Raw genomic sequence first — 13,393 nt, 5'->3', positions numbered from 1 at the left:
GTCGGTGTCGTGTGTTGTGGTGACTGTCGGTGTCTGTGTTGTAGTGACCGTCGTGGGTTGTGTTTCCGTCGGTGTCTGTGTTGTGGTGGCTGTCGGTGTCTGTGTTGGGACAACTGTCGTGGGTTGTGTTTCAGTCGGTGTCTGTGTTGTGGTGACTGTCGGTGTCTGTGTTTCCGTCGGTGTCTGTGTTGTAGTGACCGTCGTGGGTTGCGTTTCCGTCGGTGTCTGTGTGGGCTGATCGACACTCACAGTAAGAGTGTATTCCGTCTCTTCAGACGCAGCAACACTGACATAATACGTATCGGGAGCAATATCGAGTGTCAGCGGTTCCGCTTCAGAAGAAGCGATTGTCTCAAGATGGACACCCTCAAACGTGAGCACGTCAGCGAATACAGGTGTTTCATCGCTGTTCGGACCAGAAATATCGACGACCAGTTCGCTCTGTTCATCGACAGTAATCGAGTAGTAATCGATGTCTGTTTCCGCGTCGATCTCGCCCGATATTGGACTTCCAGACTCGATCGGAGTAGTAGGAGGAGGAAGGTCATTCGTATCGCCCGTCGCTACAGCACTAGCTTGATAGGGCACCCACATCCCCGTAATCACCGTTCCTGCTATTATGACAGCTGTGAGGACGGTCGGGATATTCATCTGATAGCGAGACATCAAAATATAGAACTAATGCCATCAACTTAACTATATCTATTCATTAATATATTATTACATCTTTGCCCGCCTATCTGTAAACGAGGTGATGCCCTGAAGAATATTCCGTTTTCACGTCCTTGCGATCGTACCCGTCGACCAGATCCGATACCCGAAACCGATGATCGTTGACGAGAAGAGAGGACTTATGTCTCCGCCGTTCATTTTTGACGTGTGGTCTCCTCGTTCGATATTCTCGGGATCGACCCGGATGCAAACGACGCTGAGATCGATCGTGCGTATCGACAGCGGGTGAAGGAAGTTCATCCGGACCACGGGGGATCAGCCAGCGAATTCCAGCGAGTTCGAACCGCGTACGAGCAGCTCAAAGCGGACGGCGAAACACCAGTGTACGACTCGGAACGTGTCGATGACCCGAACCATCATCATCCTAAATCCCGCGTCGAATACCTCAACTACGAGGTACTCGACGATTATGGTTGGTCTCTCGGTGATGACGATCTGTTTGAAAAGGCCGCCACCATACAGCTCGATGTGATCGATTACGGACGATTTCTGGTACGACCACACGAATCGTTACTAGAAGCCGCTGAAAACCGTGGCTTCGCGTGGCCGTTCGCTTGCCGGGGAGGAGCGTGTGCTAACTGTGCAGTGGCAGTCATCACGGGAAAACTAGCGATGCCTGTCAACCACATCCTTCCCACAGAGATGAGTGAACGAGGAATTCGTCTCTCCTGTAATGGGATGCCCATGACAGAAACAATGCAGGTCGTATACAATCTCAAACACCTGCCGGAACTCGACGATCTCCAGTTGCCTCCGCGACCATTCGAGCAAGCCCGTCGGAGGGAGTGACGAAAGACTACGCTCTTCTACGATCCAAGCCACCGTGCGAGGACACCAACGAACACTACGAGAGCTCCAATGACGAACGTTCCTGGAGCCGGAAGAACGAACAGAACGATACCGAGTGCGATGATGAGTGTCGAGAGACGCATGTAAGTTACTACGCTCCGAGAGCAGTTACCTGTTGCGTTCGTCCATAGATTACCATAATAAAATTACATACATGCGGTTGTGAACGTCCTGTTGGCCGAGATCAACTACTAATCGATTGATGAGGTCGCGACTGTACGAACCGATTACGAAACGACGTATCCCACAACTTCCTTGGTGTGGGCCGTTTCGTCGTCCCCGCTCTGTTCTTCCTGTATCCGAACATCAACCCCCGTCCGATTCAGATTCTGATACCGAATGCTACACGGATCCGATCCATTGAACATCTGCATATCCGCGAGAAACACAGGGGCATCGTTTCTGGCGGTTTGAAAGCGTATCTGTGACCACTCGTGTGTGACATCGTTCGGAGTTCGTCCGACTTCAAACGTTGTTCCAGCCAATTCGACCGTTCCTCGTTCGAGAGCAATGTATCCCACTGCTTCGAGAGCGTGACCACCGTCTTGTCCCTCTTCCTCCTGCAGACGAACCGCAAAGCCGTCGGAGTGCACGTCACTGTTGCGGGTGACGATCGCATCCGAACCGTTGTGGGTTTGTGATTGAGAAAGTACGACTGGAGAATCGCTGAAATCGGAATCGAACGAGACTGATTCGAACGTTGTATCGGTTCGAGTTCTTCCGACCACGACCTGCTTCCCCGTGCTCGCTCGATACGTGCCGCGTTCCAAAACAATAAAAGAAGCGTGTTCTACAACGTGTGCGTCATTAAGATACTCCCATTCTTCGAGCCGAACATCGAAGCTGTCTGATCCGACGTTTCGAAGACGAGTATGACACGGTTGCGTTCCGCGTTCGGTCACTGGTTTCATAAACACCACCGGATCTCGATACGTGTCATCGAGCGTGATAGTGCGCCACCTGTGATCGAGTTCGACTGTTCCGGTTTCTCCGGGAACCGTTGCCCGAGGTGCGCCAAAGCCCGTGTTCGGTCCACCAAACGCATTGTCATGAGCATCGAACTTCTCCCACGAATCACGCGCCTCTACACGGTAGGCGTCGTCTCGATCACCAGGTGCCACCGGGCGCGATGGGTGCCAGAAGTCACATCCCCACACTTCATCGCCTTCAACCGAGATGCCCCGCTGAACGATCCCCTCGACGCCGCCGCCCAGCATACTCCTCGTATTCATGAACGTACAATCTCGTACGTGGATATACTCGCCACCACAATCGCGTTCGTAGCCCTGCTTGTCGATCCACTCCGCTGATCGGTTCTGAATGAGACGGTGCATGTCCATCGCGTGGCTTATCCAATCCGGACCAATGACGGATTCCGTCAGCACCCACGATTCCGACGGATAACCGAATCCGGAGATGCCATGCCGGTTTCGATTGTAGAACGACCGATCACACCACAGGTGACCGTTGTACTGTTCGATACCGTACCCGTATCCCGCCATGAGATTCGAGTGAAACGTACATCGAATAACATCAGCGTCCGTCTCGCTGTTCGTGGCACCGAGTGCGATCCCGGCAAGAGTCCAACCCCAGAACTCACAGCCGATCGCCTCGAACGTTCCCGACGTATCGAGAGACCAGATCCCTGTCGACACTCGATCATTTAAATCGGCTGGCTTGAAGTATTCTTGATCCGTGTTCGGCCCGCGCATCGAAATTCCCCAAAGAGTGGGGGGGTTGTCATTGTACCGCGATATGAACGTCGGGTTCTCAGTCTTGTTTGAGGTGTTCTCATAGGTGTCTCGTTCAATAACGGGTCCCCGGCCAGGAACAGTCGGATCGCAGAAGCCACCGACCAGTTGAACTCCTGAGCCAATAGATATCGGCTTCGTCGTCTGCAACGTTATCGTGTCATCGATGTAGACTATGGCGTTATCGGTACCAACAGCGTCTTTCAATCCACTAGCTGTCGACACGATGTCTGTCGCGTCGTCTCTCGTCGGCATTCCCGCCGGCCGTTGGACCGCTGTACCACCGTGAGTCCCTTTCCCGGCACTTCCACCGATGTTTCGTGCGTAGCCCTCCAAGGGCTTCTCATGTGATAGTGACATTTTCTAAACTAGTTATTTGATGACATCTTTTGATGGTGGTTGGTATTCTGAACAAGGCTGGATAGCAACTGTTTAGTCCATTCACCGACGGGTAACACGAATGTGGTGATCTTGTGTCTTCCATATAAAATACTATTGTTGCATACATATTAATCTTTCGTATTATAAAATGAAAAATGTATTAGAATTAAATCTAGTATAATCATTTGGATAGTGGATGAGTATGAGATTATGTAATCTCCCAGTTTAGCATCAGTACGCCCGTATTGGAGTAAAACCACAGTGGCTACAGAAAAATAGAAATACAATTAATAATTTTTCTAAATACTTATTCAAAATATAATTAGGTATTAATTTAATAAATATATAAATGTAGACACTCAGAATAGTTAAACTATACATATTTCAAAAATATTTATAATTTCCTTACATTTCAGTTTTCTGAACCAGTAGTTATTTCATTGAAATGAACGGGAGCGACGCCTGTTGTTCAGTGGTGTAGTTGAGCGCCTCCGCTTGGGAGGTGTCGCCAGAGACAATCACGTCCATGACTCGTGGTGCCGTGTCGACCGCGCCGGACGCAGCACCACCAAAGACGTATTCGGCGTGCTGTTCCGCGACTGGACGTAACGTCCCCCGATCTTCACACTGCACCATCGGAACGACTTCGAGTTCCGTGGCGTCGACGCCGTCGAAAGCGGCACGGTCGAGGGTCAGCGTAACGGTGCCGGCCGATGTATCAACAGTTTCGTGCAGATCAACAGTGTTGCCCGCGTCACCGGTCACTTGAGTGCCCGTCGCGTCCACGACACTCTTTGTGAAACCGCTGATTTCGACGCGGTAATGCCATGGCTGTTCGAAGGAAACGGTGGCCTGCAGATCATCGAGGCTGTTTTTCGAGCCACCGTCTTTGATGGGATCGCGCACCCAGAGAACGAACATCTGCGGAGAGAATCCGCGGTCGCTTCCGAAAGCATTGTAGAGGTTCGTGACCCCGAACGTGAATTCGTAACGACTCGGTGTCTGTTCGACTGTGAACGATCGCAGATCGAACGCTCCGGATTCGAACGCATCGGCAGTTGGATAGGTGTAGTTGCCAGGCCCGTCGTCGTCATCTGCCGGATCAGAGAGCGATGCGACGACTTCCGGCGGTTTGACCCGTACGGTTTTCGTGGCCAGCGAGGTTCCATCGGCCGTTCGCACGGTTACGTCGTACGTCCCCGGCGTGTCGATGGTGTAGGTAGATGAATAGGTTCGATCAGAGGACTGCGGTGGATAGCGAACGTTCGCGCTTGCTTCCTGATCGCCGTCTACGATCAACTCGATGGTGGTCCCGCCGATGTACGCACCGCTGTTGGATCCCGTAGCCGTAACAAACGGTTCTTGAACAAACGTTTCGCTGGCGATGGAGACGGTGATGTCCTGAACCGGCTGTTCATAGACCGGCAACTCAGCAATGTCAGACCCTCGGGCCGGACGAAGACGGATAGCGGTACCGCCCGACTCGATCATCGACGCCACCACCGTTGTGCTCGGATCAACAATGGCCGTATCGACGCGGACATCCGAGTGGTTCGCACCAAACGCAGCGTCAATGCCGTCGGAGTAGATTTCGGCAACGTATTTTGGACCCGCAGCCGCCTCATCCGGCCCACCCGCGCTTTCCGTGGAGCCACGTGCACCGGGAGAAAGGAAATCAAGAGGTACATCAAGTGCGCGACCGTTTTCATCGGTCATCACACCGACGTACCACTCATCACCCTTCTGTCGGGCAGTTATCATATATTCCCCAATCGAGGCATCGAGTACGCGCGTATCGTCCCACCCCGCTGCCGGTACGTCCTCGATGAACTGGAATTCCGGAACCGTCGGACCGCGGATCGGATCCTGTGTTGGTTCCGGCATCGCTACGCCTGTTTCCGTGACTGCGATGGCGTCGAGGTTAAAGCCGCCGGTATCCTCTTCAGTTATCGTCACAGTGATCTCATTGTCGCCGGACTCCAGAGACACCGTCGTCGAAACCGTCTCCCAGACATCCCAGTAGTCGGTGGACGGAACACTGATCTGGGTACTGGCGGCTCCGTTGACCGTTACGGTCGCCGTCCGGTCGGTGTCTGCCGGAACAGCGTTGTTGTCTGCATCACTAGCGTACCGGAGATGAAGCTCGTAATCGCCGGCCCTGTCGACTGCCTCGACGGTCCAGGAGACTGTTGATCCGGCAGCGACGTTCGGATCGACAGGAACGTACGCCTCGCCCTGTGCGTTGCCCCATCGCGCGGCAGTCGAAAAGCCGTGACGGTCGCCGTGTTCCGCTTGTGTTACACTGCCGACACTCAGGGTAGCTGGCTGGTCAGCTAAATACGAACTCGGCAGATCCGCGACCATCTGGAGTCCGCTGAAGTACGTCGGATACATCGCCAATTGCTTTGCGCGTGTCGTTTCGATGCCGCCGGATCCCGATTCCATGTCGAAGATTCCCGGAGTAAACTCCACAGGACCGCCGAGCATCCGTGTGAAGGGGAATGTCACGTGATGTCCAGGGCTGATGGAGCCGAACGAGTCGTACTCTTGTCCTTTCACGCCTTCCCGAGTCATGAGATTCGGATACGTTCGTCGACGACCGGTCGGATGGATCGGCTCGTGCATATCGAGCAGTTGTCGATTCGCCGCCGCCGTTTCAGCGACGAGCGTATGATGGTTGACCAACATCTGGTTGTGATGGTTGTGGCCCTCACCAGCCAGATCTCCGCTGTCAGCGACGTATCCGTTTTTGATAGTCCGGACACCGAGGTCGTCGTACAAGCTGAACGCCGCGTCAAGTTGGGATTCGTAGGTCTGAAAGTCCCCGGCTGTTTCGTTGTGCATCGTCATCTGGGTCGGGGGATCGAGACGCGGCCCGTAGCTGGTTACCGCTTGGAGATCAAAGTCCGGATACGAGGAAGTGAAATCGAATTCACTTCCGTCGCCGGGATAACTTGACCATCCTTGGTTCCACCCTTCAATGAGTACGCCGGGAATGCCGTGTTCGCTGGCGAAATCCATGTACTGTTTTGCCCGGCCGGTCTGTGCACCGTGGTTACCGGTGTGTGATCCCTGATACTCCCAATCGGCGCGGCCGGTGATCATCAGCCACCAAACGCCAATGAATTTCTGTGGCTCGATCCAATCGGTTCCCGCAGAAAACACGCCGTCGCTGTACGCTTCATTGAGGTTGACGATCAGGTTCGACTCAATGAGAGCCCCTGGCCGAGTGCCGATCTGGATGGTTCGCCACGGCGTCATATGTGGTGCGGAGGCAGACACTTTCGTGCCGTCTGGCAGGGGTGCCAACGTGGATTCAAAGCCGGTCCCATCGGTCGGCGTGAGAGCAAGCGACGCGTAATCGTCGAGAGCCGCCTCGTGGACGCTGACGTAGCGGTCCTCGTTCATCCGCATCGTCATCGGAGTATGCACGCCGTCGAACTCCCCACCCCATTCCGTTTCGAGCGTCGAAGAAACGTCGCTCAGCGACGTCTGTTCATACTCCACCTCGAAGTTGTTGTAATCGTTTGGAATCCACCATGAGGTGTAATCACCAGCGAAATTGTACTCCGTGCGTTCGCTGGTGATGACGAAGGGGTCACCGAAGGTGTCACTAAAGACGAATCGGAACCCGAGTCCATCGTCGAACACACGCACCGCAAGCGTTCCGGCCCGTCCTGGTTGTTCGCGCTCTTCGAGTCCAATCCGAAGTTCGTTGTACTGCTCACGAATCTCGTCGTACCGGTCCCACACGGGCGTCCACGTTTTATCTACCGTTGAGCGTTCGCTCCCAGTAACGGTGAGTCCGTCACGAAATGGTGCTTGGTTTTGGAACTCGAACCCAAGCGCGGAATCCGCGACAACTGTGGTTTCGTCGTGTACAACACGGTAGTGCAACCCTCCCTCCGAAGCGTTGACTGTGACTGTTATACGGCCGTCTGGCGAGGTAACCGTCTGCGTAGCCGAATCGTCACCGTCCGTCACCTGTGCAGCGACGTCGTCCGGAACAGACAGGGAGTACGCCGACGCAGCGAGCGCGGCGACGCCACCCATGAAGGACCGGCGACTCATCATCGATGAATCTACCATTCGACAGGAATCATCCTCTACACCGTCTGTCATTCACTCGTTCATTTAGGAGAGAATAACTTAACGATTGTGGTGACTGATCCAAATTCGATATATATCTGGAAGTTGCCGTCCGGTACAACGAATCGCTGGTATCAGGTTCACGTGACACCGGTACGGTTGTAATGGAACAGTTACCTCGAATATCTTTCCAGTTTTTCGAGCGAAACGAGACGGCGAAAACAATCAGTGATCCGAGATGTGAAGTCGAAGGCTGTATTGACCTGCAGCGGTGTTGATATCCCGACATTTCGAAACCATAGAGAATGATGAAACAATACATCACACATTATTGCCTCTTCACAACGTTTCTACAGACGAATTCCTGCTGTTTGATGAAAATATAATTTTGCTATTCCTATCTTTAGTTATAAAATTAATACAACAATAACGAGTAGCCCTGATACGTACTACGTGTTTGAGTGGGATGGGAAACACAGCCGGAACTGGCACCGACGAACGTCCGAAGCGTTCCGAAGATGGCGTCAATCAGTGACGACAGCTTTTTACTGTCGCCTGCCGCCTGCCCGGTATGAACGCCATCACGAACAGCGGGTGGGTGGAGGTAATCACTGGTTGTATGTTCTCGGGGAAAACCGAGGAGCTACTCCGTCGGATACGACGGGCCGAAATCGCTGGACAGTCAGTCGCCGTCTTTACACCAGCCGTCGACGGTCGTTACGGCGAGACGACGATCGGAACTCACACGGGAGCGACGTGGAACGCGACAGTAGTCGATGAGGAACAGCCACAGCGAATCCTTGCCTCACTCGACGGCGAAGAAGTCGTCGCCCTCGACGAAGCGAACTTCTTTTCGAAAGAACTGGTTTCGATCTGCAAACGCCTCGCTGACGACGGTCGCCGTGTCATCGTCAGCGGGACAGACCAAACGTTCCGTGCCGAACCGTTTGAACCGCTTGCGCAACTCATGACGCTCGCGGAATACGTCGACAAACTCCAAGCGATCTGTACCCAATGTGGTGAACCCGCAACACGCAACCAACGACTCATCGACGGCAAACCCGCCCACTACGATGAGCCGACGATCATGGTTGCTGCAGAAGAGTCCTACGAGGCTCGGTGTCGAAACTGTCACGTCGTCCGTCGAGAGTAATAACAGAGGTGTTCTGTTCCTGCACTGAGAACGAACACGACCGGTCACAGTGTTTCTGCTCCCTGATATAATCTCGTCTGTCCGTCTAGAAAGCGTTCTGAGAGGCGTTTCAGGCGTCAGACGGGATCATCAGTTCGTTCTCGTATACTAAACAGTTGAAGCACAGTGTTCAACTGTGTTACCGACTCCGTTTTGTGTCTCGTTGGGGAGTGAATCATCGCATCAGGATAGCATTCCAGTGTTTTTTGATAGTATGGAAAAGTATTAATCTCATTGTAGTACAATACCATTCGCTAACGATAACCGTAAGGACAATGAGTGAGAACGAGACATCCACACCGGAGACGGATTACACGACGACGCGCAGACGGTTTCTTCAGATGACAGGGGGGACCGCACTTGTATCGACGGCGTGGGCCACGGAGACGGTGGCCGGAGCGGACAGTCCACTCGCACCATCGACGGAAACCGGCGGACCCGGTCGGATCACCAACCTCGCCGCGTACATCGAGACACCCTCGGTGTTCGAACAACACCGCGAGCCGACCCACGCCACGGCGACGATACCGTATGATTCCGTCGAGACGGCCCGCCGATCGGACGAGCGATTCACCTCGCTCGCTGATCGGTTCACCGAATCGGAGTACTGTACACTGTTGAACGGGGAGTGGCGCTTCTCCTTTTATGAGCGACCGGATCAGAGACCGGCGACACACACCGACACCGACTGGGAGACCACTACCGTCCCCCGTCCGTGGCAGATCGACGGTTACGACCAGCAGATCTACGCCAACTGGCGAGAGACGTGGACGCGGTATGAACCACAGCTGGAGGGTGATCTGGTTCCAAGCGATGGCAGCGTCGACATTCCCGACGTGAATCCGACAGGCACGTATCAGAGAGAGTTCCGTGTTCCGGCTGATTGGGACAATCGACGCGTATTCGTCCACTTTGCTGGCGTCAAACAGGCGTATTTCGTGTGGATAGACGATCAGTACGTGGGCTTCCAGCAGGGATCGATGACGCCGGGAGAGTTTGACATCACCGAGCACATCACCCCCGGCAGCGAACACGAGATCACGGTGCAGGTGTACCGATTTTCCGATGGAGAAGCGCTCGAAGCGATCGACATGTTCCGGTACGCCGGGATCTACCGGGATGTGTACCTGTTCTCGACACCGTCCGTCCACGTTCGAGATTTCGCCGTCGAGTCCGGACTGGACGACGAATACCGAGACGGACACTTACGGATCGACGCAGAGGTAGCGAACTACGCCGACGCTGTAGGAGACACGTATTCGATCCGTGCCTCGCTCCACGAGCCGGACGGCGACGGAACGAAAGCAGAGCTGGTCGGTCAGACAACGATAGACTCCGACGGCGGAGTCGTGAGTATGGAACGCACAATCAGCCGTCCAGAGCAGTGGTCCGCCGAGCAGCCGACCCTGTACACGCTCGTGCTCGAACTGATTTCTGAGCGCGGACAAACGATAGAAGTGTTGCTCGACAAGGTGGGGTTCCGAACGTACGAAGCCAGCCGTGGCGGTCCCGGTGGGCAGGTGTTGGTTAACGGCGAACCGGTGAATCTGCGCGGCACGAACCGCCACGAAACCGACCCCGAAACCGGTCGAACAATGCCCCTCGAAACGATGCGTGCCGACATCGAGCTGATGAAGCGGTTCAACGTCAACGCCGTTCGAACGTCCCATTATCCGAACGATCCGACGTTTCTCCGGCTCGCTGATGAGTACGGCATTTACGTGATGGATGAAGCCTGTTGTGAAACGCACTGGTGGGAGGGTATTCTCGCTGAAACCGACGCGTACCACGAACAGGCCGTTTCTCGGTTCCGGCGAATGGTGCTACGTGACCGCAATCACGCCTCGGTGTTCTCGTGGTCGACAGGTAACGAGGCCGGAACAGCGGCCGAACACATCAACATGGCCGCGCTGGCGATCGGTGCCGACGACCCGACGATTCCCGACAGCACCGCAGACGCAACTCGACTCGCCCCCGAACCAGTCGAATCATTCGACGGAACCGTCGAAGCGCCCGAGTTGGCACCGAATCGACTGCTGTATCACCAACCGAACAGTGGCGGCTGGGACATCGAATTTGCTGACATGCTCGGTCCCCGGTACATCGAACTCGACACGTTGTTAGGGTTAGCCGAAGGGGCTGATGTCAGCGACAGCCCGCGATTCGGAGACCGGTCCAGTGGCGACGGTTCGCCCGGTAACGGGAACCGACCGGTCGTGATGGGAGAGTACAACCACGCTATGGGAAGCAGTCTCGGACTGGTCCACCGAATGTGGGCAAATCACATCCAGCCGACGGTTAGACGCGCCCGCGATGGATCCGGGACCGGTCACGACGGCGTCCTTGTCGGATCGCCAACCGTCGACACCGGACGAACGGACGGGAGCATCACCGTTCGTGGCGACGATCACGTTGATGTCGAGGACACGGACGCACTCAGTTTTACCTCCCCGGGCTTTTCGATCGCTGTTTCGTTTGCAGAGATCCATCCGAAAACGAGCATCGATCTCGTTTCGAACGATGGACAGTACGCGCTGTCTCTCAAGCCCGGTCGTCGGCCAGCGTTCAGCGTCGGTGACCGTTCAGCCGTCGGATCACCGCTGACAGCGGCGAGCGAGGAAGGATGGCACACGCTCGTCGGTGTCTGTCAGGAAGATCGTCTTCAGTTGTACTTCAACGGCGAGCTGATTACCGAAACCGATCGATCACCGGAGCAGATCGACAACGGCGGAGCGGTTCGGATCGGAACGGCTGATCACGAGGGCCGATCCGAGCCGTCCGTAACGATCGATTCCGTTCGCGTGTTCGATCGCGCGCTATCAGTCGACGAGGTACAGACGGCCGATCCTGACGCGGCGATTCTCGATTACTCCTTTGGGACGCTGTTACGCGATAAAAGTCTCCACGGCGGCTTCATCTGGGACTGGGTAAACCAGGATCTCACACGCACGACCACCGATGATGGGGAACAGGTGCGCTACCAATTCTATGATGAGGATCCGTTCTGTCTCAACGGGATGGTCTGGTCCGATCGCGAACCACAACCCGAACTCTGGCAGCTCAAGCACAGCCATCAGCCGGTGAAAGCCGAGCCTCAAGATCTATCTACAGGGAAACTGTACGTCACCAATCACCACCAGTTCACGAACGTGAACGAACTCGACTGTCAGTGGACGCTGGTTGCTGACGAGACGGTCCAGTCGGGAGAGTTGGAGCTTGACATCGAGCCGGGAGAGACACAACCGGTTCGGGTGCCGTTCGAGCGACCGACCGATCCCGCGCCTGGAATGGAGTACTGGTTGCACCTTTCGTTTCAACAGCCCGAAGCGACCGACTACGCCGATGCGGGCCACGAGGTCGCTCGTGAACAGTTCGAGATACCGGTCGATCGTCCGGAGCGAGCGCCGCTCAGTGCCGGACAGCCGCCACGCGTGTCCGAAACAGAAGCGGCGGTAACCGTCACAGGAACGAACTTCGAATACGAGATCGACAAACCGGCGGGAACACTCACGTCGATGCGTTACGAGGGAACTGAAATCCTCGATCGGGGACCGTTGTTTAACGCGTGGCGTGCCCCGCTTATGAACGACGCCCAAGAGTGGAACGGCGAACAGGCGACGGCCTGGCGGACAGCCGGACTCAATACTCTCAATCACGAGATCGAATCCGTGGATGTCTCACGAACGAACGAGCACGCACAGATCGACATAGAGAGTTTCGCACGCGGAAATGAAGTGAACGGATCGTCTGCGGGGTTCGAGACGACCTACCAGTACCAGATCTTCGGCAACGGTGCCGTCACGATCGCCGTCGACGCCATCCCGAACGACGAACTGAAAGCCATCGTAACCGGGTATCTTCCCAAAGTTGGGGTGCAACTGGAGCTACCGAGTCGCTTTGCGGATATCGAGTGGTACGGCAGAGGGCCACAAGAAACGTTTCCTGATCGGAAAACCGGTGTCGACATCGGTCACTACGCTGGAACGGTTGCCGACCAGTATGTGCCCTACCTTCCGCCGACGGACAACGGCAACAAAACCGACACCCGATGGGTGGCGCTCACCGACGAAGAAAATGGACTACTCGCCCGCGGAGCGGAGCCGATAAACGTGAGCTGCAATCGCTTTTCGAACGTAGCAGCAGCTACCCACGAGTACGAACTCGAAGACAGAGGGTCGATCGCGGTCAACCTCGATCACCGCGTCTCCGGTGTCGGCGGAACGCCGATCGATCCGCATGAGGAACACCAGGTTCAACCGGTAGAAACGTCGTTCGAAGTCAGCCTTCTCCCCTTCGATGCGGAAACTGAGGACCCAATGACGCTCGTTCATCCGGACCGATAAGGTCCGTATTTTAGTCGACGATTCGTTCATCCATCCCCCCATTGATTCTAGAATTC

Annotated in this window: 7 protein-coding genes; 3 read left to right on the top strand and 4 right to left on the bottom strand. The window is 55.1% G+C overall.

Annotation, left to right across the window (positions count from 1 at the left end):
* On the bottom strand, positions 1-666 hold a 666-nt coding region (locus EIK79_RS11255; RefSeq protein ID WP_185715595.1), incomplete at its 3' end, for a hypothetical protein.
* A 213-nt stretch (positions 667-879) separates the two neighbouring features.
* On the opposite strand from EIK79_RS11255, the gene fer reads away from it, so the two are divergent.
* Positions 880-1,521 carry a ferredoxin Fer gene (gene fer, locus EIK79_RS11250; protein ID WP_124955222.1) on the top strand — a complete coding sequence of 214 codons (642 nt, stop codon included), beginning with the start codon at positions 880-882 and terminating at the stop codon, positions 1,519-1,521.
* Positions 1,522-1,538: 17 nt separating this feature from the next.
* Here fer and EIK79_RS19010 read toward each other — a convergent pair whose 3' ends face one another.
* From EIK79_RS19010 to EIK79_RS11240, 3 genes are all read right to left on the bottom strand, one after another.
* Positions 1,539-1,664, bottom strand: coding sequence for a hypothetical protein (locus EIK79_RS19010; RefSeq protein ID WP_267900536.1), 126 nt, complete (start codon positions 1,662-1,664; stop codon positions 1,539-1,541).
* 144 nt (positions 1,665-1,808) lie between these two features.
* Positions 1,809-3,692, bottom strand: coding sequence for a hypothetical protein (locus EIK79_RS11245; protein ID WP_124955221.1), 1,884 nt, complete (start codon positions 3,690-3,692; stop codon positions 1,809-1,811).
* Between the two features lie 453 nt (positions 3,693-4,145).
* A complete protein-coding gene (locus tag EIK79_RS11240) occupies positions 4,146-7,835 on the bottom strand; it encodes a glycoside hydrolase family 97 catalytic domain-containing protein (protein WP_233738114.1) in 3,690 nt (1,229 codons plus the stop codon).
* Positions 7,836-8,373: 538 nt separating this feature from the next.
* Between EIK79_RS11240 and EIK79_RS11235 the strand changes: the two genes are divergently transcribed.
* Positions 8,374-8,955 (top strand): thymidine kinase, encoded by a 582-nt coding sequence (locus tag EIK79_RS11235; protein ID WP_124955220.1) that lies wholly within the window; start codon positions 8,374-8,376, stop codon positions 8,953-8,955.
* A gap of 314 nt (positions 8,956-9,269) precedes the next feature.
* Positions 9,270-13,337, top strand: coding sequence for a beta-galactosidase small subunit-related protein (locus EIK79_RS11230; RefSeq protein WP_124955219.1), 4,068 nt, complete (start codon positions 9,270-9,272; stop codon positions 13,335-13,337).
* Positions 13,338-13,393: the final 56 nt, after the last annotated feature.

It is taken from the genome of Halocatena pleomorpha (genome assembly GCF_003862495.1).
GTDB lineage: Archaea > Halobacteriota > Halobacteria > Halobacteriales > Haloarculaceae > Halocatena > Halocatena pleomorpha.
The sequence above is the reverse complement of the archived record's forward strand: the minus strand, read 5'-3'. Positions and strand labels throughout refer to the sequence as shown.

Bases quoted from the DNA above. Each gene is read 5' to 3' on its own strand.
- EIK79_RS11240 (WP_233738114.1), bottom strand. From the start codon at position 7,835: ATGACAGACGGTGTAGAGGATGATTCCTGTCGAATGGTAGATTCATCG.
- EIK79_RS11235 (WP_124955220.1), top strand. From the start codon at position 8,374: ATGAACGCCATCACGAACAGCGGGTGGGTGGAGGTAATCACTGGTTGT.
- EIK79_RS11245 (WP_124955221.1), bottom strand. From the start codon at position 3,692: ATGTCACTATCACATGAGAAGCCCTTGGAGGGCTACGCACGAAACATC.
- EIK79_RS11230 (WP_124955219.1), top strand. From the start codon at position 9,270: ATGAGTGAGAACGAGACATCCACACCGGAGACGGATTACACGACGACG.
- EIK79_RS19010 (WP_267900536.1), bottom strand. From the start codon at position 1,664: ATGCGTCTCTCGACACTCATCATCGCACTCGGTATCGTTCTGTTCGTT.